This window comes from Chryseobacterium sp. C3 (assembly GCF_014218905.1).
In the GTDB taxonomy this organism is placed as follows: domain Bacteria; phylum Bacteroidota; class Bacteroidia; order Flavobacteriales; family Weeksellaceae; genus Chryseobacterium; species Chryseobacterium mucoviscidosis.
On sequence record NZ_JACLCU010000001.1, the window covers coordinates 222443 to 243775 of the forward strand.

21 protein-coding genes are annotated in these 21333 nt (G+C 37.0%); 5 read left to right on the forward strand and 16 right to left on the reverse strand.

Annotated elements, in window-relative coordinates:
- Nucleotides 1–62: 62 nt before the first annotated feature.
- The gene (locus H6W53_RS00995) at nt 63–203 is read left to right on the forward strand and encodes a hypothetical protein (RefSeq protein ID WP_185204502.1); all 141 of its coding nucleotides are present in this window, start codon (nt 63–65) and stop codon (nt 201–203) included.
- Between the two features lie 57 nt (nt 204–260).
- Here the strand turns inward: H6W53_RS00995 and H6W53_RS01000 are convergent, their stop codons facing one another.
- The 10 genes from H6W53_RS01000 to H6W53_RS01045 all read right to left on the reverse strand — a co-directional run bounded on the left by H6W53_RS01000 (nt 261) and on the right by H6W53_RS01045 (nt 10345).
- Nucleotides 261–1178 carry a M28 family metallopeptidase gene (locus H6W53_RS01000; protein WP_185204503.1) on the reverse strand — a complete coding sequence of 306 codons (918 nt, stop codon included), beginning with the start codon at nt 1176–1178 and terminating at the stop codon, nt 261–263.
- Between the two features lie 81 nt (nt 1179–1259).
- Nucleotides 1260–2435, reverse strand: coding sequence for a M28 family peptidase (locus H6W53_RS01005; protein WP_185204504.1), 1176 nt, complete (start codon nt 2433–2435; stop codon nt 1260–1262).
- 98 nt (nt 2436–2533) lie between these two features.
- Nucleotides 2534–3706, reverse strand: coding sequence for a M28 family peptidase (locus H6W53_RS01010; protein ID WP_185204505.1), 1173 nt, complete (start codon nt 3704–3706; stop codon nt 2534–2536).
- Nucleotides 3707–3810: 104 nt separating this feature from the next.
- Nucleotides 3811–4155, reverse strand: a complete 345-nt coding sequence (gene rplT / locus H6W53_RS01015; protein WP_029293267.1) for a 50S ribosomal protein L20 — start codon at nt 4153–4155, stop codon at nt 3811–3813.
- A gap of 120 nt (nt 4156–4275) precedes the next feature.
- On the reverse strand, nt 4276–4473 hold the full coding sequence (rpmI, locus tag H6W53_RS01020) for a 50S ribosomal protein L35 (protein WP_076390550.1): 198 nt from the start codon (nt 4471–4473) through the stop codon (nt 4276–4278).
- 96 nt (nt 4474–4569) lie between these two features.
- Nucleotides 4570–4782: a hypothetical protein gene (locus H6W53_RS01025; protein WP_185204506.1), complete on the reverse strand. Its 213-nt coding sequence runs from the start codon at nt 4780–4782 to the stop codon at nt 4570–4572.
- Between the two features lie 188 nt (nt 4783–4970).
- On the reverse strand, nt 4971–5792 hold the full coding sequence (locus H6W53_RS01030; RefSeq protein ID WP_185204507.1) for an alpha/beta fold hydrolase: 822 nt from the start codon (nt 5790–5792) through the stop codon (nt 4971–4973).
- A 257-nt stretch (nt 5793–6049) separates the two neighbouring features.
- Nucleotides 6050–6610: a translation initiation factor IF-3 gene (infC, locus tag H6W53_RS01035; RefSeq protein WP_076390259.1), complete on the reverse strand. Its 561-nt coding sequence runs from the start codon at nt 6608–6610 to the stop codon at nt 6050–6052.
- A gap of 91 nt (nt 6611–6701) precedes the next feature.
- Nucleotides 6702–8639 carry a threonine--tRNA ligase gene (gene thrS / locus H6W53_RS01040; protein ID WP_185204508.1) on the reverse strand — a complete coding sequence of 646 codons (1938 nt, stop codon included), beginning with the start codon at nt 8637–8639 and terminating at the stop codon, nt 6702–6704.
- Between the two features lie 155 nt (nt 8640–8794).
- A complete protein-coding gene (locus H6W53_RS01045; protein ID WP_185204509.1) occupies nt 8795–10345 on the reverse strand; it encodes a hypothetical protein in 1551 nt (516 codons plus the stop codon).
- Between the two features lie 147 nt (nt 10346–10492).
- Here H6W53_RS01045 and H6W53_RS01050 point away from each other — a divergent pair, with 147 nt between their 5' ends.
- From H6W53_RS01050 to leuB, 4 genes are all read left to right on the forward strand, one after another.
- Nucleotides 10493–11656, forward strand: a complete 1164-nt coding sequence (locus H6W53_RS01050) for a 2-isopropylmalate synthase (protein WP_185204510.1) — start codon at nt 10493–10495, stop codon at nt 11654–11656.
- A gap of 30 nt (nt 11657–11686) precedes the next feature.
- Nucleotides 11687–13066, forward strand: a complete 1380-nt coding sequence (leuC, locus tag H6W53_RS01055; protein WP_185204511.1) for a 3-isopropylmalate dehydratase large subunit — start codon at nt 11687–11689, stop codon at nt 13064–13066.
- Between the two features lie 324 nt (nt 13067–13390).
- Nucleotides 13391–13990: a 3-isopropylmalate dehydratase small subunit gene (gene leuD, locus H6W53_RS01060; RefSeq protein WP_185204512.1), complete on the forward strand. Its 600-nt coding sequence runs from the start codon at nt 13391–13393 to the stop codon at nt 13988–13990.
- Nucleotides 13980–15101, forward strand: a complete 1122-nt coding sequence (gene leuB / locus H6W53_RS01065; RefSeq protein WP_185204513.1) for a 3-isopropylmalate dehydrogenase — start codon at nt 13980–13982, stop codon at nt 15099–15101. The genes leuD and leuB overlap by 11 nt, the downstream gene beginning before the upstream one ends.
- A 354-nt stretch (nt 15102–15455) precedes the next feature.
- On the opposite strand, the gene H6W53_RS01070 is transcribed toward leuB, so the two are convergent.
- The 6 genes from H6W53_RS01070 to H6W53_RS01095 all read right to left on the reverse strand — a co-directional run bounded on the left by H6W53_RS01070 (nt 15456) and on the right by H6W53_RS01095 (nt 21304).
- On the reverse strand, nt 15456–15644 hold the full coding sequence (locus H6W53_RS01070; protein WP_076390252.1) for a hypothetical protein: 189 nt from the start codon (nt 15642–15644) through the stop codon (nt 15456–15458).
- Between the two features lie 12 nt (nt 15645–15656).
- Complete coding sequence (locus H6W53_RS01075) at nt 15657–16262, reverse strand: DUF4230 domain-containing protein (protein WP_076390251.1); 606 nt, start codon at nt 16260–16262, stop codon at nt 15657–15659.
- 3 nt (nt 16263–16265) lie between these two features.
- The gene (locus tag H6W53_RS01080; protein WP_185204514.1) at nt 16266–16832 is read right to left on the reverse strand and encodes a TlpA family protein disulfide reductase; all 567 of its coding nucleotides are present in this window, start codon (nt 16830–16832) and stop codon (nt 16266–16268) included.
- A 1-nt stretch (nt 16833) separates the two neighbouring features.
- Nucleotides 16834–17301 carry a nucleoside triphosphate pyrophosphohydrolase family protein gene (locus H6W53_RS01085; RefSeq protein WP_087710124.1) on the reverse strand — a complete coding sequence of 156 codons (468 nt, stop codon included), beginning with the start codon at nt 17299–17301 and terminating at the stop codon, nt 16834–16836.
- Between the two features lie 369 nt (nt 17302–17670).
- Nucleotides 17671–20601, reverse strand: a complete 2931-nt coding sequence (locus tag H6W53_RS01090; protein WP_185204515.1) for a reprolysin-like metallopeptidase — start codon at nt 20599–20601, stop codon at nt 17671–17673.
- Nucleotides 20602–20806: 205 nt separating this feature from the next.
- On the reverse strand, nt 20807–21304 hold the full coding sequence (locus H6W53_RS01095) for a DinB family protein (protein ID WP_185204516.1): 498 nt from the start codon (nt 21302–21304) through the stop codon (nt 20807–20809).
- Nucleotides 21305–21333 lie beyond the last annotated feature (29 nt).

The following is a 21333-nucleotide window of genomic DNA, read 5'->3' on the forward strand; positions in this document are numbered from 1 at the left end:
TGAAATTTCAGCTTATTTTTGTGACTTATGTGTTTTAAATACAATTCATTAAAAATTATCCCATGAAAGAAGACAACAAAGAAAATCAGCAATCCAAAACCGAACCGGAAAGTAAAGGAAAAATTAACCCTGAAAAGGGAAAAGTAAAAGAAGTAAAACGTCCTAATTCTGATGCTGCAAAAGGCGGTACAAGAGCCGGATAAATTAGAAGCCAGTCGGATTTTTCGGCTGGCTTTTTTTAATAATTATTTCGATTATCTCTATTTTTTCGAAGCGACAGCGAAATGCTGCAATGCTCCGATTGCCGCTTTACCAATATTAAAAACATATTGTACATCAGTATTCGCAAAAGTATCATCCGCAGTATGAGGAAGATCGCTTCTGAGATATTCAAAAAATCCGGTGATTACTTCACCTTTCTTCTCAAAAGAGATGTAGTCGGTATCTTCTGCGGGATCGATTTTTGCCTGTAATGGAGAATAAAGAGTTGTGCAGGTCATCAGTTCTTTGGTAACCTGTTTAGAAGTTTCATTGTTTTTGGAATTTCCTCCCTGATCTTCATCACAAAAAACAGTGTCGTTGAACATTCCTTTTTTACCACCGACCTGATCCAGATTGAAGACCATTTTTATATCAATCTGCCTGGTTTTGTTCTGATAAACGACTTCATTTACATAATGTCTGCTTCCGTACAATCCCTGTTCTTCTCCTGAAAAATGAATGAATTTTATGGAATATTCAGTTGGGATATCTTTCAGGATTTTTGCGGCTTCCAGAATGATGGATGTTCCGCTGCCGTTGTCGTTTACTCCGGGTCCGTTTATACTGTCGAAATGTCCGCAAATAATGATATATTTATCCGGATATAAAGTTCCTTTCTTAGTAATGATCAGGTTTTTAGATTTTAATTTTCCAATAGAAAAAGGATCTTCTTCCATTTGGTTTTCGGAATATCCGAAAGATAAATATTTATTTTTGATCCAGTTCAGGGCATTTTCATTTTCTATAGAACCTGTGGTTTTAACACCCAGTTTCTCAAATTCCTTTAAATGGGATACGATGTCCTCTTTTTTTAATAAGTTAACTCTGTCCTGATAAGCCTGGATAAAACTTTGTGCCTGAAATCCAACTGCTGTTACCGAAAAAAGAAGAATGGCTATTATTTTTTTGAAATTCATATTGGTAATTAGTTTACTATTTTACAAATATAGAAATAAAAAATCCCGAGAAAGAAACTCAGGATTTTGCTTGACCGTTGATTATTTTCCAATAATTATTTTTCTTACCGCTTTTTGGTCTTTTGTTTTAACTGTTGCGATATACGTTCCGTTTGGTAATTCTGAAACATTTACTTTCGTTTCATTTTCCTTATTTAAAATAAGCCTGCCGTTTATATCTGAAATTTCAAGAGTGAAATCTTTAACATCTTCCGGAAGTTCGACATTTAAATAATCTTTCGCAGGATTAGGATAGATTTTTATAGATTCTATAGAATTTCCGGAAAGTAACACTTCTTTTTTCTGTAAAGAATTTGCTGCTACTGCAAAGTGCTGTAAAGCTCCCAAAGAAGCTTTTGCTACATTATAAATATAAACAGGATCTGTATTAGCAAATGTATCGTTTGAAGTATGAGGATAATTACTTCTTATTTTTTCAAAAAAGCCTGTAATAATTTCGCCTTTTCTTTCAAAAGGAATATAATCTGTAGCTTCAGCCGGATCCACCGCCGTTAAAAGAGGAGAATACAAAGCGGTACAGTTTCGCAATTGCTGTGTAACGTTTGCTGAAGCTGCATTATTGCTGGACAGACCTCCCTGATCTTCATCACAATAGATCGTATTGTTATTATTCCCCATTTTTCCGCCAACCTGATCCAGATTGAAGACTAATTTAATATCTACTTTCTTAATATTATTTTGATAAACAACGTTATTTACGTAATGTGAACTTCCAATAAGCCCTTGTTCTTCACCTGAAAAATGGATGAATTTAATTGAATATTCTGTAGGAACGTCTTTTAAAATTCTTGCCGCTTCCAGAATGATGGATGTTCCGCTACCGTTATCGTTTACTCCGGGACCGTTTATAGTGTCGAAATGTCCGCAAATGATAACGTATTTATTAGGATAAACGGTTCCTGTTTTAGTGATGATTAAATTTTTTGAACTTTTGCCGTTGTAAGTGAAGGCATCTTCCGAAATCTGGTTTGAAGAATATCCGAAAGCCAGATATTTATTTTTAAGCCAGTTGAAAGTGTTATTATTCGCTGTTGAGCCGGTGGTTTTAATCCCTAAATTGGCAAAACTCTGTAAGTTTGTTGTAATATTGGTCTGTGTTACCATATTAGCTCTGTCCTGATAAGCCTGAATAAAAGATTGTGCATTGAAACTTAAAGCAGATAAAGAAAAAAGCAGAAATGTAGATGTCTTTTTCATTTTGTTATTAATTTTTGTAATTTGATTGGTATACAAATGTAATAATAAAAAAATCCTAAACAAAAGTTCAGGATTTTAATTTTATAGAAAAATAAAAATTATTTACCGATAATTATTTTTCTTACCGCTTTTTGGTCTTTTGTTTTAACAGTTGCCATATAAACACCGTTTGCTAATCCTGAAATATTAACTTTAACTTCATTTTGTTTGTTTAAAACAAGTCTGCCGTTCATATCCGAAATCTCAAGACTGAAGTTTTTAACGTCTTTAGGAAGTTCAACATGTAAAAGATCTTTCGCCGGATTGGGATAAATCTTTACGGTTTCCAGATTATTAACTGTCTTTTCATCCGTCGCCAATAAACTTGTAGAAGCCGTTGCAAAATGCTGTAAAGCTCCTACAGCCGCCTTTCCTACGTTGAAAACATACGTAGGATCTACATTCGCAAAAGTATCATTTACGGTGTGTTCGTTATAACTTCTTACTGTTTCATAAAAGCCTGTAATAATGTCTCCTTTCGCTTCAAAAGGCATATAATCGGAAGAGTAGGCGTTCGACATTACCGTCTGTAATGGTGAATACAGCGTTGTACACGCCGCAAGCTGCTGCGTAACGGAAAGAGAGGCAGCATTGTTTCCTGTTTGCCCGCTTTGATCACTTTCGCAGTTGATAGCAACATTCGAATTGCCTATTTTTCCACCCACCTGATCTAAATTAAAGACCAGTTTGATGTTTAACTGACGGACACTGTTCTGGAAAACCACACTGTTTACATAATGTGCACTTCCCTGTAATCCCTGTTCTTCACCGGAAAAGTGGATGAATTTAATAGAATATTCTGTCGGAACATCTTTTAAAATTCTTGCCGCTTCCAGAATAATAGAAGTTCCGCTTCCGTTATCGCTTACTCCGGGACCGGTAATGGTGTCGTAATGTCCGCAAATAATAACGTACGTATTCGGATAAACGGTTCCTGTTTTGGTAATAATTAAATTTTTAGAACTTGTAGAGCCAAATGTGAAAGGATCTTCTACGATCTGACTTGCTGTATAACCGTAAGACTGATATTTTGCTTTAAGCCAGTTCAAAGCATTGGTATTGGCAGTAGAACCCGTTGTTTTTATGCCAAGATTCCCAAATTCCTGAAGTAACGTTGTTATATTGGTCTGGGTAACCAAATTGGCTCTGTTCTGATAAGCCTGAATAAAACTTTGAGCCTGAAATGCATATGTTCCTAATGAAAACAGCAGAAGAGTAGTTATTTTTTTCACTTTAAAGGAAAATTTTATAAATTTAATAATATTACGCAAATGTAAATAATAAAAAAATCCCAAGCAAAAAACCTGGGACTTATATTGATAACAAAAATTTTACATTATTTTACTTGATCTACAACTGCTTTGAAAGCTTCAGGGTGATTCATTGCTAAATCTGCTAAAACTTTTCTGTTAAGCTCAATGTTGTTCTTTTTAAGAGCTCCCATAAACTGAGAGTAAGACATTCCGTGCTCTCTGGTTCCCGCGTTGATACGAGTGATCCAAAGTGCTCTGAAGTTTCTTTTCTTCTCTTTTCTACCACGGTAAGCATATTGCATTGCTTTTTCTACCGCGTTTTTAGCTACTGTCCAAACGTTCTTTCTTCTTCCGAAATAACCTTTAGCGTGCTTAAAAATTTTCTTTCTTCTAGCTCTTGAAGCTACCGAATTTACTGATCTTGGCATAATTTAAATTGTTTTTTTGAAATGTGCGGTAATTATTTCATTACTCTTAGTGGCTCCATTTCAGGGTTAAAATGTTGAATTTGTTTGAATTCTTATAAACCGACTATAGATTTATAAAAACTACTTAATTGCTAATTGACGCAATACGCTTTTCTCGTCCACAGCAGCAACGTAAGAAGTCGTAGTAAGATTTCTCTTCTGCTTCGTTTCTTTCTTCGTTAAGATGTGGCTTTTGTAAGCGTTCTTTCTTTTGATCTTACCAGATCCGGTAAGAGCAAAACGTTTCTTAGCACCTGATTTCGTTTTTAATTTTGGCATTGTTTTGCTTTTTATTGTTTTGTTATCAATATCTGTTTTGGCTATTTCCGATTGCCCGGAATAATAGTCTGCAAAATTACAGAAAAATTTCGAGATTTAAAAAAGATTTTTTGAATGAAATAGGGAAGTGGATGAAGCTTTAGGTGTTACCGTTTTTGTGAGGTAAATTTTATTTGAAGCTGTTTCCTGCTTTCCACTGTATCTTTTTGGTTTCGGACTGCGCTTAGCTCCGCCCGCAACCAAAAAGGATGTCGTTCCAATCAGGGCTAGAGTGGCAGTTCCCAATATAAATAGTAAACGAATATCCATACTATTTGTCATGCTGAAAGCATCTAAACAAAGTATTTAATGTATTTTTGAAACCCTTTTCAGGATGACAAACTTTGTAAATATTTTTGAACAAAAATTACTGAAAAGTTCCGGCAAAACCGCTTGAAATAAAAACAGCAACCAAAATACTCTGATTGCTGCTTTTACTTATATGTATGTCGAAAAAATTAAGCCTCAATAAATTCCAGAAGATCCTTATTAATCGTCTGATGTTCAGTAGTAGGCATTCCGTGAGGGAATCCCGGATAAGTAATCAGCTTACCGTTTTTCAATAATTTAGCAGATTTTATAGCGGAATTTTCAATAGGCACAATCTGGTCGTCTTCACCGTGCAGCAACAGTACCGGAATATCAACAGCTTTCAGGTCTTCTGTAAAATCTGTCTCAGAAAAAGCTTTGATTCCGTCATAATGAGCCACAATTCCTCCCATCATTCCCTGTCTCCACCAGTTGGTCTGTACACCTTGCTTCACTACGGCACCTTCTCTGTTGTAACCGTAGAAAGGAACCGTTAAATCCATAAAAAACTGATTTCTGTTATTTAAAGTCTGATCTCTGATGTTGTCAAAAACCTCCATCGGAACGCCATCCGGATTGTTTTCGCTTTTTACCATTACCGGAGGAACTGCGCTTATCAATACTGCTTTTTTTGCTCTTCCGTTGGCATATTTGTTTACATAACGGATCACTTCACCGCCACCGGTAGAATGTCCGATATGGATAACATCTTTCAGATCCAGAAATTCTACCAATTCTGCGGCATCAGAAGCATATTGTTCAATCGTATGATTATAAATATTCTGGCTGGAACGTCCGTGACCTCTTCTGTCGTGAGCAATTACCCTGTAACCTCTCTGCAAAAAGAAGATCACCTGTGCATCCCAGTCATCAGAAGATAAAGGCCATCCATGGTGAAACATCAATACTGGTCCTTCTCCCTGATCTTTGTAAAAAATTTCTGTTCCGTCTTTTAATTTTAATGTACTCATTGCTTTGTTGTTTAATTTGTTATTCAATTTTAATTTTTAAATAAGCTTATTATTGTCTTATTTTTCTAAAGCAAATGTAGTCGTAAATTAAATCGATAATCTTGATCTATGTTAAAAATTAAAAAATATTTAATAATTAATATAAAATTCTGAATTTTAATTAATCTCGGATTTAACAATCATAATACATAAAAAAAGCCTCAAAAATAATTTGAGGCTGTATATTTTAGTTTCAGATCCGTAGATCCGGCTGTAGATTATTTAGCTGGTTTTTTAGGACTCATCATCATAATCATTCTTTTTCCTTCAAGCTTAGGAAGCTGGTCTACTTTTCCAACGTGCTCCAATTCCTGAGCAAGCTTTAAAAGTAAGATTTCTCCCTGGTCTTTAAAGATAATCGAACGTCCTTTAAAAAATACGTAGGTCTTTAATTTTGAACCTTCTTCAAGGAATTTCTCAGCATGTTTCTTTTTGAATTCGTAATCGTGCTCATCTGTCTGAGGTCCGAAACGGATTTCTTTCACAACTACTTTTACCTGCTTAGCTTTTAATTCCTTCTGCTTTTTCTTTTGCTCGTATAAGAACTTTTTATAGTCCAGAATCCTTGCAATAAACGGTTCAGCCTTATCGGAGATTACTACAAGATCAAGTTCCTGCTCCTGCGCAATCTGTCTTGCCTTATCAGTAGGATAAACTCCCGGCTCTACGTTATCGCCCACCAAACGAAGCTCTCTCACACGAATTTTATCGTTGATTAAGTGTGCGTCCTCCTGTACCGGACGTCTCTGTGGGCCCCTGTTGTTAAATCTTTGTGCTATTGTATTATAATTTTATTGGTTAACTTCTATTTTTATCAATTATTCTGAATAAAAAGTAATTTTTAATCATTCAGAATGATATTTTTAAGATTTAAGCGTTAAACTCAAATCCTGTTTTTGACTGTTCTTTAAAATAAGAAACAAAATCTTCAATCTTCATTACTCCTAAATCGCCTTCACTACGTCTTCTTACAGAAATTGTGCCATCCTTTTCTTCATTTTCTCCCACTACAATCATGAATGGAATCTTCTTTAATTCGGCATCGCGGATCTTTTTACCCGTTTTTTCGTTTCTGTCGTCAATTAATCCGCTAATATCGTGATTTTCCAGTAATTGAGAAACTTTTTTAGCATAATCTACGTATTTTTCACTGATCGGAAGAATGATAAACTGATCAGGAGCCAGCCACAATGGGAAATCTCCCGCTGTATTCTCAATAAGAATCGCAATGAATCTTTCCATAGAACCAAATGGCGCTCTGTGAATCATTACCGGTCTGTGCTTTTCGCCGTCGCTTCCTGTATACCAAAGATCGAATCTTTCCGGTAAGTTATAATCCACCTGAATCGTTCCAAGCTGCCATTTTCTGCCTAAAGCATCTTTCACCATGAAATCCAGTTTAGGACCGTAGAATGCGGCTTCACCGTATTCAGTTACTGTATTCAACCCTTTTTCCGTTGCTGCTGTTACGATTGCATTTTCTGCTTTCTCCCAGTTTTCGTCGGTTCCGATGTATTTTTCCTTATTTTCAGAATCTCTTAAAGAAATCTGAGCGGTAAAATCAGCAAAACCTAATGAACCGAAAACATATAGAACCAAATCAATTGTTTTCTTAAATTCGTCCATCAGCTGATCCGGAGTACAGAATAAATGCGCATCATCCTGCGTAAATCCGCGAACTCTCGTTAAACCGTGAAGCTCACCACTTTGCTCATATCTGTAAACGGTACCAAATTCTGCATATCTTTTAGGCAAATCTCTGTAGCTCCATTGTGAAGTTTTGTAGATTTCACAGTGATGCGGACAGTTCATCGGTTTCAGCATGAATTCTTCTCCTTCATTCGGCGTTTTAATCGGCTGGAAGCTGTCTGCTCCATATTTGTCCCAGTGACCGGAAGTTACGTACAATTCCTTTGCACCGATATGCGGAGAAATTACAAACTCGTAACCTGCTTTTTTCTGAGCTTCAGAAAGGAAATTCTCTAATTTTTTTCTTAAAGCAGCTCCTTTTGGTAACCATAACGGCAATCCCTGACCTACTTTTTCAGAGAAAGCGAAAATTCCAAGTTCTTTACCCAGTTTTCTGTGGTCTCTTTTTTTAGCTTCCTCTAAAAGTTCAAGATATTCTGTTAAATCTTTCTGTTTTGGGAAAGAAATACCATAAACTCTTGTTAACTGAGGATTTTTTTCGTTTCCTCTCCAGTATGCTCCGGCAGCATTCAAAATTTTCATTGCCTTTACAATACTTGTGTTCGGAATGTGTCCACCACGACAAAGATCTGTGAAGTCATCATGCGTTACGAAAGTGATTTCTCCATCATTAAGATTAGAGATCAGTTCCACTTTATAAGGATTGTCTGCATATACTTTTAAAGCTTCTTCTTTAGAAACCGGATATAAAGAGAATGTAGATCCCTTTTTAGCATTTTCTAAAACCTTCTTTTCGATCTTTTCGAAATCTTTATCAGATAAACTTTCGTCCCCGAAATCTACGTCATAATAGAATCCTTTTTCGATGGCAGGACCGATCGTTAACTTAGCATTAGGATAAAACTCAAGGATCGCCTGCGCCAAAAGGTGGGCAGAAGAATGCCAGAAAGCCTTCTTTCCAAGATCATCATTCCAGGTTAGCAATTGTACCGTAGCATCCGTGGTTATAGGTGTGGTCGTCTCTACTTGTTTGTCGTTTACAACTGCGGAAATGGTATTTCTAGCCAATCCCTCGCTTATAGATTTTGCCACATCTAGCGGAGTAACTCCCGCCTCGAATTCTCTGACACTATTGTCTGGAAGTGTAATTTTTATCATTGTTTACTAAGAAATTTTAAGATGCAAAAATACGGATTTTTTATTTAAAATACTACTTTCACGCATTTTTGAGATGAGATTTAATACGAAAAATCTCAGAATACCGTCATAAATAATTAACGTTTAACCAACGGTCTAATTATGAATAGGTTAAATTAAGACTGATGCTTTCTTTTGTACCGTACTTTTTCTTTAATAATCTCAATAACATCCACATTTCTCACTTTAGACTGTACCCAACCGTGAATATCTATGTACAGCAAAGACCTTCTGTAGTATTCATTTTCAGAAAAAAGAGTTAATTTTTCATCAAATTTTTTGAAAGATTCCAATTGTTTGTCCGGTGTTATATTATTCAGGTTTTTGAAAAAATGAATGCTTTCAAAGTGAAATTCATCCGGCTTTTTCATCTTTTTGGTGAATTTTAAAGTTGCTTTGATAAATTCATCATAATCTTCATCGTTTCCGGATTCGTGTTTCGCCATCAGGATCAAAATTCGGGTGTGGAACAGTAAATCTTCCTGAACATTTCCTTTGGATTCGATCACTTTCAAAGAATAACTGATGGATTCTTCAAATTTTTTGCTTCCAAAGAACATCGCTGCCATTTTTAAATAAAGAATCATGAAATGATGCTCATCAATTTTATCACGGAGCTTTTCCATTTTCAGCTCGATTTCAGGAATTAATTTCGAGCCGGAGAAGAATTCCCCTTTTACAAAGTGAATGTTCATTAAAGTATTGTAATGCGTCAGAAAAATAAGCGATTGCAGGTTTTCATTTTGAGCAAAACTTGAAGAATGAACAACCTCATTGAAATCCTTGAAACTTTCCTCAAGAATGTCAATATTTCCGTAAAGAAATAAGATTTTCAGCAGGTAGGTATTTCCTTTAATGTACCAAACGGGATGACTCACGATCATTTCAGGATTTTTGTGAAATAAATCCACCCATTGAAAAGCATATTTCAACGTATATTTATATTCCTGAAGCAATTGGTTTTTCCAGACGTGCGCTTTAAAATACCACAATTTCTCTGTGAAATTCAGCTTTTTGAAATTAATTTTCTGAATCTGCGAATTGAATATCTGCATGATTTCGGCACGGTCTTCATCGTTTTTTACATAACCTTTTGTCAGCATTTCACTGTACAGTTTAAGCGAAAGATTGGATAGTTCCGTTGCATAATGATTCTGTTTGCTGATTTCTGTAGACTGTCTGATCAGTTCATCGGCACGACCTTCAATACTCCGGGTAATGAACTGGGATTCAATTACTTTTTCCAGATCGATAATTTCCGAAGCAATACTTTTTTCATCCAATTCCAATGCGGTCTGTTTTGCTTTATCTAAAATTTTTAAAGCCTGTTTATAGAGCCCTTTTTGGTATAAAATATTCGCAAAATCAAGCTGTTCACGCAGCTGAATTCTGTAATTCTGATGACTCGGGTTCATCCGTAAACTTACCAGAATCTGCTTGTAAAGATGCGCTTTCAGGTTCGACAACTGTTGTTTGGTCGAAATTTTTTTGTTGATGATGATATGTTCATCGTATTCCTTCATCTTATCCAGTTCTGAAAAAAGAAGAAGAAATTTGGCATCCGCGTTAATTCCGAGACGGTTTACATACAAGGTGAATTGCCTTTTTTCTGAAGTTGTCAGTGATTTAATGAGTACGAATAAAAAATCTTTATGCAATTCTGCCATTGTAAATTTTTAAAATTTAAAATAATGATAATCAAATAATTGAAATTAAAATACAATATTTCGAGTATTGTATTTTTTATAAAAACCGAAACTGAATAAACGTTTCATCTTTTTAGTTTTGAATCAAAATTAAGTAAAAACTTCATTATGAAATCCGAAAAAGTCGAAATTTTTGATACAACCCTGCGTGATGGAGAGCAGGTTCCCGGCTGTAAGTTAAATACTGAGCAAAAATTAATTATAGCCGAAAAACTGGATGAACTGGGAGTAGATGTCATTGAAGCCGGTTTCCCGATTTCCAGTCCCGGAGATTTTCATTCGGTTTCGGAGATTTCAAAATTAGTGAAAAATGCGAAAGTCTGTGGATTGACAAGAGCCAATCAGAAAGATATTGATACCGCAGCCGAAGCATTAAAATACGCCAAAAGACCGAGAATTCACACCGGAATCGGAACTTCGGATTCTCATATCAGATTTAAATTCAATTCAAACAGGGAAGATATTGTTGAAAGAGCGGTTCAGGCGGTAAAATATGCCAAATCGTATGTGGAAGATGTAGAATTTTATGCGGAAGATGCAGGAAGAACAGACAACGATTATCTGGCAAGAGTTTGCGAAGAAGTGATAAAAGCAGGGGCAACCGTGCTTAATATTCCGGACACAACGGGATATTGTCTTCCTGAAGAGTATGGTGCAAAAATAAAATACCTGAAAGATAATGTAAAAGGCATTGATCGCGTGATCTTATCCTGTCACTGCCACAACGATCTGGGAATGGCAACCGCCAATTCTATCGCAGGAGTCATCAACGGAGCAAGACAGATAGAATGCACCATCAACGGATTGGGAGAAAGAGCCGGAAATACGGCGCTGGAAGAAGTGGTGATGATTTTAAAACAGCATCCATATTTAGAATTATATACTGACGTTCAGTCCAAAATGCTCAATCCCATGAGTGTTTTGGTTTCTGAATTGATGGGAATGCCGGTTCAGCCGAACAAAGCGATTGTGGGAGCGAATGCTTTTGCGCACAGTTCCGGAATTCATCAGGACGGAGTCATTAAAAACAGGGAGACTTACGAAATTATTGATCCTGCGGAAGTGGGCGTGAATGCTTCTACCATTGTTTTAACAGCAAGAAGCGGACGTTCTGCTTTGGCATACAGATTTAAACATATTGGTTTTGAAGTTACTAAAAATGAACTTGATTTTCTGTATCAGGAGTTTTTGAAAATTGCTGACGGTAAAAAAGAAGTCAATAATGACGATTTAAGCTCAATGATTGAAAAAGTGACAAGAAAAATAGGGTAAAAGAATTGATTCTCCATTACATAAATTAGAATGAATACAAAAATGACACTGTTTGATAAAGTCTGGGATGCGCACGTTGTAGAGACGATTCCGGACGGACCTCAGATTATTTATATTGATAAACATCTCATCCATGAAGTAACCAGTCCACAGGCTTTTGCGGAACTGGAAGCGAGAAATCTTGAGGTTTTCAGACCGAAACAGATTGTAGCGACTGCGGATCATAATGTTCCGACTCTGGATCAGGATCAGCCGATTCGCGATGCATCATCCAGAAATCAGGTGGAGCAGTTAACGGAAAACTGTAAGAAAAACAACATAGAATTGTATGGTTTGGGACACCAATATCAGGGAATTGTTCACATCATTGCTCCGGAATTAGGTGTTACACAGCCGGGAATGAGCATCGTTTGCGGAGACAGCCATACTTCTACACACGGCGCTTTCGGCTCGATTGCTTTCGGGATAGGAACAAGTCAGGTGGCGCAGGTTTTTGCGAGCCAGTGTTTACTGCTGAATAAGCCAAAATCGATGAGAATTACCGTAAATGGTAAGTTAAATAAAAATGTTCAGCCCAAAGATGTGATTTTGTATATCATTTCAAAAGTGGGAACTGACGGCGGAACAGGTTATTTCTGCGAATATGCCGGAAATGTCTTCGAAGAAATGTCGATGGAGGGAAGAATGACGGTTTGTAATATGAGCATCGAAATGGGCGCCCGCGGAGGAATGATTGCTCCCGATGAAACGACTTTTGAGTACGTAAAAGGAAGAACTTTCGCACCGAAAGGCGAGGAATGGGAAGAAAAACTGGAATACTGGAAAACTTTAAAAACCGATGAAGGAGCAGTTTTTGATGCTGAATTTTCTTTCGATGCTTCGGAAATTTATCCGATGGTAACCTATGGAACCAATCCGGGGATGGGAATTTCCATCAGTCAGAATATCCCGAATCCTCAGAACGAATCTGAAGAGAAGGCTTTAAAATACATGGGTTTAAAAGCGGGACAGGCTCTTTCTGATATTAAAGTGAATTATGTCTTCATCGGAAGCTGTACGAATGCGAGAATTGAAGATTTCCGTTCTGCGGCAAATTATGTTAAAGGAAAAAGGAAGTCGGATCATGTTCATGCGTGGCTTGTTCCGGGTTCTCAACAGGTTGCCAAACAGATCTTTGAAGAAGGTTTAGATACGGTTTTTAATGAAGCGGGTTTCCAGATCAGGCAACCGGGATGTTCGGCGTGTTTAGCGATGAATGATGATAAAATTCCGGAAGGAGAATATTGTGTTTCTACTTCGAACAGGAATTTTGAGGGAAGACAGGGACAAGGTGCGAGAACGATTCTGGCAAGTCCGTTAACGGCTGCAAAAGTTGCTGTGGAAGGAAGAATTTCCGTCTTTGAAAACTGATGGAGATGAATTTACTTAAAACTTGTCTAAACTTTTTTACCACAAAAGACGCAAAAGATTTAAACACTTTAGTTTTTTAAGCTTACTACTTAAATAGAAAAAAGAGCACATAAGTTTAAAAGTGAATTGTCAATAGTGAATTTTAGAAATTGACTATTGACTCACAAAGTGAAATTAACCGTTCACTTTTTAGCCCTGATAGAAACGGTTACCCCGGAGCAAGCGAAGGCAAAAGCAAGGGAGCGAGGAGTATGAGTGGATAGCGGGAAATAGCTCCTGAAAAAGAAAAAAAACAATAATTAAAACTATTTTGGCTCAAAAAAAATGCAAAAATTAGTCATTATACAATCCAGAGCAATTCCTTTGCCTGTAGAAAATATAGATACGGATCAGATTATTCCGGCGAGATTTTTAAAGAGTATTGATAAAAAAGGTTTTGGCGAAAATCTTTTCAGAGACTGGAGATACGATGTTCATACGAATGAACCGAATCCTGATTTTGTCCTGAATAACGGAAAATACAGCGGTGAAATTCTGGTTGCCGGAAACAATTTCGGTTGCGGAAGCAGTCGGGAACACGCTGCATGGTCTTTAACGGATTATGGCTTTAAGGTGGTTGTTTCAAGTTTTTTTGCGGATATTTTTAAGGGTAATGCTTTAAACAACGGATTATTGCCTGTAAAAGTTTCTGAGGAATTTTTGAAAGAAATTTTAACTGAGATTACTGAAAATCCTGAAAAAGAAATTTTGGTGGATGTTGAAAAACAAACCGTTACCTTTAATGATAAAACGGAAGGTTTTGAAATAGATTCTTATAAAAAAATATGTCTGCTGAATGGGTATGATGATATTGATTTTTTAATCAGCAGAAAACAGGCGATCGAACAATTCGAACTAAAAACACAAAAAGTGTATGAAAACTAATTTTAAAATTGCAGTGCTTCCGGGAGACGGAATCGGGCCGGAAGTAGTTGCAGAAAGTATTAAAATTTTAGATTCCATTGCGGAAGCATTCCAATATCAGTTTGATTTTAAATACGGATTGATGGGGGCGGAAGCGATTTATAAGACTGGAAATCCTCTGCCGGATGAAACACTGGAAATCTGCAAAGCATCAGATGCGGTGCTTTTCGGGGCGATCGGAGATCCTTCTTTCGATAATAATCCGGATGCCAAAGTACGTCCGGAGCAGGGGTTGTTAAAACTTCGTAAAGAACTGGGTCTTTTTGCGAATATCCGACCTTTGAAAACGTATGCTTCTTTAATTGAGAAAAGTCCTTTGAAAAGGGAAATTATTGAAGGAACGGATGTTCAGATTTTCAGGGAACTGGTGAGTGGAATTTATTTTGGCGAAAAATTTACGGATGAGGAAGCAGGTTATGCGTATGATATCTGTAAATACAACCGTGATGAAATCGCTCCAATCGTTCACATGGCTTTTCAGGAGGCTCAGAAAAGAAGAAAAAAGTTAACTTTAATTGATAAAGCGAACGTTTTGGATACTTCAAGATTGTGGAGAAAGGTCTGTAAAGAAATTGCGGCAGAATATCCTGATGTAGCACTTGATTTTATGTTTGTGGACAATGCAGCGATGCAGTTAATTTTAAACCCGAAACATTTTGATGTAATTGTTACCGAAAATATGTTCGGAGATATTATTTCAGATGAAGCGAGTGTGATCGGCGGTTCTATCGGTCTGCTTCCTTCGGCTTCCATTGGAAATGAAAATGCTTTGTTTGAGCCTATTCACGGTTCTTATCCGCAGGCAAAAGGAAAAGGAATTGCGAATCCTGTTGCTTCCATTTTAAGTACGGCAATGATGCTTGATTATTTAAAGCTTGAGCAGGCAGCGGAAAAATTGAGACAATCTGTAGAATATGCTATTGAGAATAAATACGTTACGGTGGATCTGAATTCTGAACAGCCTTATTCCACCAGCGAAGTGGGAAGTTTTATCGCAGATTATATTAAATATTCCGAGAAATCGTATTACAATTTTGAAAATGTGAAGCTCGGAAAATCAACTATTGTTTAAAAATATCGCAAAGAAAAACAAAAGATTTTTTTATTTATTGAAAGTTTGCAAGCTAAACAAAGGAACTTCGTTTATTTAAAAAAGACAAAAATGGTATTACTTTGATAAGTTTTACGCCTTTGTATATCTTAAAAGCATTTAGTATTTAAAATAGCCTTGCGGACTTTGTGTTAAAATTATGATTAATAATAAATAATCATTGAAAAATATGTCAGTTTTGCTTCGTAAGTCAACAGCCAAATAGTTACGGTAGTTGACAAGCGGGGCAGATTGACGGTTGTAGTTCATATTACATATTTGACTTTTATTTGTGTTTTTTTTTAAAAAAGGTTCCGCTCATTGAGCAGAACCTTTTTATTTTTTGTCGGTATTATCCGTTTTTCCGGATTTATTGTTTTGAGAAGATTTCTGAACGTCTTCTTTGTCCACGTCCGACGGATTTGTCTTTTCTGATGAAGCAGGAATGTCGGGGAAATCCTGATTTTGCTTTTTGGTTTCCGCAGAATTTGCAGATTCCTGTTTTTCTTTTTCTTCTGAATGCATAGCTTTTGAATTTTATAGTCCTAAAATGCCCAGTTTTCCGGTCTGGTCTTCTATGGTGTAATTCAAAGCCTTTGCCAAAACAAAAATATTATTAAGATTTTCCATCAACTGTTGTCTTCCTTCTGTTCTCAGCTTGTTCTGATCGATGGATTTTACAGCGGTATCTTTCGCTTTCTGCGTTACGTTTTTAATGTCTTTTTCGGAAATTCTGTTGAAAAAAGAATCGTCCATCGACTGGATTTCCACACTTGGCGTAATTCTGATGTCTGCATCGGGCAGTTCGGTAATCACTAATTTTTTATTGATCGAATCTACCTCCATTTTCATCTTGTTAAGATCATAAGAAACCTGTGCGTTCGTTTTGGTGTAGGTAATGATGCTGTTGCTGGAAACTTCTTTGCCTAAAAATTCGTAGCCCATTTTGGTTTTCTGAATGGAAGAAGTATTCTGCTCAAGTACCACCATTTTGTTCATTTTCGAAATCTGGTTGGTCAGAATATAATAGTCTGATTTCTCGGTTTTTTCACTAAGATTAAAGCATGACTTTAAGCTGAAAAACAAAACCGTTACCAGTGCAGCTCCCGCCAAAAACGATATTAAAACTTTACTATTTCTCAAACCTTATTTACCAAAAATTTCTTTAATTACAGAACTGTCATCTTTTTTCAGAATTTCCACCAAATCTCTTTCGATGTATCCTGATGTAGGCATTTCGATAATTCTTCCCAATTCTTTTCCGTATTTCTCAACAATAATCGTAGGAACTTTCTGGATGTTGAAAAGACTTTCTTCTCCGTTCGGGGATTCCTTTTTACGGTTTACCGCAATAATGGTGAGTTTGCCTTCCGGATATTTTATCTCTTCAAGGATTTTCATCAGTCTCGGAAAATCTCTGTGAGAATCTTCGCACCATGTTCCCATGAAAACCGTGATATTATACGTGTTGATTTTACTTTTTTTAAGCTCTCCGATGGCTTTCTGATCCAAGGCATATTCATCATGCTCTTTCACATACCAGTCGGAATAGGGAGCTTCAAGAAATTTACTTTTAAGCTGATTTCCCAAAAGCATTTTTCCGTCGGCAGTAGTTTCAACCTCACGTCCTACAACCACTTTTTGTGCAGTAAGCTGTTGAGTTGCCATGAATAGAGCTGAAACAGCCATACAATTCGTAATAAATTTTTTCATACTATTTTTCAATAATTGTCTTTAAATCGGCAGGAGAGTAGTATTTGTTTTTCAGGACTTTGTGATCTGCCTGTCTGTACACATTAAACTTCTCGCCGGATTTTTCATAAAATGATTCTACGTCTTTTGCTTTGTAAAATTCAACGGTTTCCTGTGCCTGTTCTTCATTATCGCAGGCTTTCGACATATTAGAACGCTGAACTTCGTTGAACAACTCTACAAATTTGCTGCCAAGTCCGAATTCCAGAACCGCTCCGCTTAAAACATACTGCAAATCGCATAAAGCATCTGCAATTTCTACGATATTATTATCTGCAATTGCCTGTTTCAGTTCGTTCAGTTCTTCCTGAAGAAGTTCAACTCTCAGGTTGCATCTTTCCGGTGAAGGAATTTGAGGGGTATCTAAAATAGGGGCTTTAAAAGTGGTGTGGAATTCTGCTACCTGGTTCAGACTATCAATTTTATCCATGTATATTTTTTATTTACGCAAAGATAACAATTGGGTTTTAGATTTTAAGAATTGGGACTTAGGTTTTTTACACAATGGTATTATTCTGAACATAGACTGAAAATCTACGAACATCGTTAAAAAATGAAGTGAAGAATCTCAAAAGTCAAGAAATAGATCATGCTTTTTCTTTCATAAATCTTTCAGATTTTCAATGATTGTGAATATTGGTGAAAATGTTTTTGGGATTTGTGATTAAATGATTTTTAAGAGCTCAATCCTATTTAGAATTTATGCAGAGAGTGGAAGTGTTTTATTTGGCGGACTCAGAAAAAAAGACTGTCCGTTTCCGGACAGCCTTTTACCTCAAAGCTTAATTGAGTGAAGCAATTAGTTTTTGATGAATCTCTTAGAGACTTCTCCAATCTGGATCATGTAAGCACCTTTAATAAGACCGCTTACATTTACCGCGCCTCTTTCAAGTTTTCCTGAATTGATTAGTTTTCCACCCATATCGAAGATTTTATAGTCTTCGTTCGTCGTATTTGAAACATTTAAAACATCTTTTACAGGATTCGGATACACTCGGATATCTGTAATCATATCTTTTGTATCTAAAATATTTCCTCTTCCTGATGATACAATATTTAAAGTATAGTCTTCTACCTGACCGTACGTATACGTTCCACAAGAAGATGTAGGTACAGAGCTGTACTGCATCATCACTCTCATTCTTGTAGTTCCTACAGTCGCTGTTGAAGGAATCGTGATAGATCCTGTTACCGGACTTGTGGTAGATCCTGTTTTAGACCAAGCCAATTCTCCGCTGTCTGCGAAATCTCCGTCTCTGTTATAATCAATATAAACAGCATAAGCTTCATTATATTTGGTTGATGTCCAAACCGGAGTAATGGAAAGTGAGTAAGCAGAACCTCTTGTTACGTTCGTAGAAACTGAAGTGAAGTTTTCGTAGCCTGCCGTTCCTGTTGAAGTATTGTTAATGCTTCCAAATGTTACATTTCCTATTCTTTCATCAGCAGTATTGTTCGCTGAAGCAGAACAGTAAGAAACCGCTGTTCCTGCTAAAGTGGTTACAGAAACCGTGTTGCTGGAAACTGAAGCATTTCCTGCTGCGTCTTTAGCTCTAACAGTGAAGCTGTATGTAGTAGAAGGAGATAAACTGGATACCGTATAAGAAGTAGAAGCGGTAGAGCCTATTAATGAAGCGCCCTGATAAACATCATAGCCTGTAACCCCTACGTTATCTGTTGCTCCGGACCATGAAAGATTGGTACTTGTAGAAGTTGTTCCGGAAGCTGCAAGAGTTGGAGCAGTAGGAGCGGTCGTATCGGAAGTTCCGGAACCTGCATTTACCGTAATGTTGGCATTATTCACATCAAAGAAAATGTGGTTGGAACCTTTTACCATAATTCTTCCTGTTGTGGTAGACGTATTCGGGATGGTTACCGCCTGTGTTCCGTCGTTTGGAGTTCCCGCCAATAGAGTAGTCCATGTATTTCCTCCGTCTGTAGACCAAAGAATATCTACGTTGGCTGCATTTACACCATTCGCTGTTGTTCCTGCCACATTCCATGTTACGGTTTGGGAAGTTCCTCCTGTAACTGTTGTTGCGGTATTTTGAGAGCTTACACTGAAAGGTCCTGCTGTTCCATTTACCGTGATCACTGCATCATCCGAGTTATTTCCAGAACCTCCGGCTCTGTTGTCGCGAACTGTAAATCTGAAATTGTACGTTCTTGCTACATTGGATAGTGCTTCAACAGTAATCTCAGATCCTGCTGTTGTGGTAGCTCCTGCCAGAACTGAAGCCATTCTTGGGAAGTATCTTACCGGAGTAGTTTGTGGTGTCCATGATCTGAACGTTGGTCCGGTTGCTTTTGTAGCACTTGCCGCAGAACTTGCTCCAGTTTGTGAAGAGGATGCATTGTCCATTTGTTCCCAGATGTACGTTAAAGAATCTCCGTTTGCATCTGTTCCTGATCCTGTTAACATAAACGGTGTTCCTTTCGGAATGGTATAATCTAAACCTGCATTTGCCGTAGGAATAGAATTTCCTGTACTTGTGCTTGTAGGGCAGGTTTTAGCTTTGATATTATTGGTAATCTGCTGAATACTGATTGCGTGGAAGAAAGCATCCGAATGCGGCTGAATATCCTGAGAAGTAATTCCCGCATATCCCATGATGGTTGATCCTGAACCCGGCTCCATATTGGCTCCTGTTCCTTCATTATTCATAGAGAAGGTGTGGTTTCCGCCGAACTGATGTCCTAATTCGTGTGCTACATAGTCGATATCGAAGTTATCTCCTGAAGGAATTGCATCTGCCGGAGAAGTATAACCGCTTCCTTTTGAGCCGTTTGTACAAACACAGCCGATACATCCTGCATTTCCGCCACCTCCGGAAGCTCCGAATAAGTGACCGACGTCATAATTTGCTTCGCCAATAACCGAAGTTAATGTAGACTGAAGCTGTGAGTTCCAGTTGCTTAAGCTGGAAGCAGGAGAATAAGGGTCTGTAGAAGCATTGGTATAGATTACTGAATCGTTATTTGCGATTAAAACCATTCTCGCTGCAAAATCTTTTTCAAAAACACCGTTTACGCGGGTCATTGTGTTGTTCATTGCCGCTAAAGCATTGGCTTTTGTTCCTCCGAAATACGTTGCGTATTCCCCGGTACAGGAAAGTGCTAACCTGAATGTTCTCAGTTTTGCATCATCGGCATTTGGTCTTGCTACCAGATTGGTTGTGTTTGCAACGCCTTTCTGCGCAACGTCGATTACGGTACATTCAAACTTGCTTAAATCGTCTTTTTTATCAGATTTTTTATAAACAACATAGGTCGAAAGGTCTTTTGAATAAGGCTCGATGAAAACCGCTGATTTATCTCCGTAGATTTCCATGGATGACAATCCCAGAGGCGAAACGCTAAAATAAACAGTGGAACCTGAGTCTCCTAATCCTTCACCGATATACGATTTGATGTCCGGATATTTTGCTGCCAGTTGAGGATCGAAATTAGAATTTTCTCTTACTTTAAAATTTTCCATTTTTCCCTCAGAATTCGGGAAAGAGATAATAATTTCAGACTTTTCTCCTGCAGCTAGTCTTTTGGGAGCTTTTGCAAGAGCATTTTTTAAACCATTAATATCCAGACTGTAGATTTTCGGATTGTTAATAGTTAATTTGTTTTCAAAAATTTCAGTAGTTGATTTTCTTGACGTTTCAGACCAAAGTCGGTCGGTCTGAGCGAATGAAATACCTGATGCAAGCATTCCAATCACCAATAGTTGTTTTCTCATACAAGTTTTCTATTTGATTGTGGAATATCAAAGCTAATGAAAAATATGTTACGAAAAACAAAATTTTTTAAGAAAATTTTTGATAATATATATAAACAATTATGCAATACATTAAATATCATCAGATGGTGAATTTCTCAAAAAAAGAAAATAGCACCCGCAAAATACGGATGCTATTGAATTATTAATAGTTTAATTCTAATTTTTAAAACTTGTTATCTGCGGTCGGTCCGTACAGTCCCGGAACTTTGTTTCCTGTAGATCTTAAATAAACCACAAGTTCTCCGCGGTGATGATACAAATGATTATACAGAAACGAGCGGATAACCTGAATCTTCGGCATTGGCGGGAAGATGGAATTTCCGTCCATTTCCATTGTCCATTCGTTCGTCATGGTGTTTTCATCCCAACTTTCAATGGCTTTCTGAGCTTTCGCAACATTTTCTTCAAATTTGGCAACAATATTTTCTGCTTTGGAAATATCGCCTTTGTCGTATTGATAGGTTCCCATATCGAATACATCCTGATTGAATGTCGCGTCATACCAATTATAAACTTCGACTACGTGGGAAGCCAACTGGGCTGTTGTCCAGTTAATTTCAGACGGTTTATAATCCAAAGCGCTGTCCGGAATTGCCTGTAAAAGTTTGCGGGTATTTTCTGCTTCATGCAAAAATTCACCTAATAATGCCTGTTTAATCATTTGTGGATGTTTTTTTGAAATAATTTAGT

Excerpts from the sequence above, each read along its gene's own strand:
- H6W53_RS00995 (WP_185204502.1), top strand. The coding sequence starts at position 63 with ATGAAAGAAGACAACAAAGAAAATCAGCAATCCAAAACCGAACCGGAA.
- H6W53_RS01000 (WP_185204503.1), bottom strand. The coding sequence starts at position 1,178 with ATGAATTTCAAAAAAATAATAGCCATTCTTCTTTTTTCGGTAACAGCA.
- H6W53_RS01005 (WP_185204504.1), bottom strand. The coding sequence starts at position 2,435 with ATGAAAAAGACATCTACATTTCTGCTTTTTTCTTTATCTGCTTTAAGT.
- rplT (WP_029293267.1), bottom strand. The coding sequence starts at position 4,155 with ATGCCAAGATCAGTAAATTCGGTAGCTTCAAGAGCTAGAAGAAAGAAA.
- rpmI (WP_076390550.1), bottom strand. The coding sequence starts at position 4,473 with ATGCCAAAATTAAAAACGAAATCAGGTGCTAAGAAACGTTTTGCTCTT.
- H6W53_RS01025 (WP_185204506.1), bottom strand. The coding sequence starts at position 4,782 with ATGGATATTCGTTTACTATTTATATTGGGAACTGCCACTCTAGCCCTG.
- H6W53_RS01030 (WP_185204507.1), bottom strand. The coding sequence starts at position 5,792 with ATGAGTACATTAAAATTAAAAGACGGAACAGAAATTTTTTACAAAGAT.
- thrS (WP_185204508.1), bottom strand. The coding sequence starts at position 8,639 with ATGATAAAAATTACACTTCCAGACAATAGTGTCAGAGAATTCGAGGCG.
- H6W53_RS01045 (WP_185204509.1), bottom strand. The coding sequence starts at position 10,345 with ATGGCAGAATTGCATAAAGATTTTTTATTCGTACTCATTAAATCACTG.
- H6W53_RS01050 (WP_185204510.1), top strand. The coding sequence starts at position 10,493 with ATGAAATCCGAAAAAGTCGAAATTTTTGATACAACCCTGCGTGATGGA.
- leuC (WP_185204511.1), top strand. The coding sequence starts at position 11,687 with ATGAATACAAAAATGACACTGTTTGATAAAGTCTGGGATGCGCACGTT.
- leuD (WP_185204512.1), top strand. The coding sequence starts at position 13,391 with ATGCAAAAATTAGTCATTATACAATCCAGAGCAATTCCTTTGCCTGTA.
- leuB (WP_185204513.1), top strand. The coding sequence starts at position 13,980 with ATGAAAACTAATTTTAAAATTGCAGTGCTTCCGGGAGACGGAATCGGG.
- H6W53_RS01070 (WP_076390252.1), bottom strand. The coding sequence starts at position 15,644 with ATGCATTCAGAAGAAAAAGAAAAACAGGAATCTGCAAATTCTGCGGAA.
- H6W53_RS01080 (WP_185204514.1), bottom strand. The coding sequence starts at position 16,832 with ATGAAAAAATTTATTACGAATTGTATGGCTGTTTCAGCTCTATTCATG.
- H6W53_RS01085 (WP_087710124.1), bottom strand. The coding sequence starts at position 17,301 with ATGGATAAAATTGATAGTCTGAACCAGGTAGCAGAATTCCACACCACT.
- H6W53_RS01090 (WP_185204515.1), bottom strand. The coding sequence starts at position 20,601 with ATGAGAAAACAACTATTGGTGATTGGAATGCTTGCATCAGGTATTTCA.
- H6W53_RS01095 (WP_185204516.1), bottom strand. The coding sequence starts at position 21,304 with ATGATTAAACAGGCATTATTAGGTGAATTTTTGCATGAAGCAGAAAAT.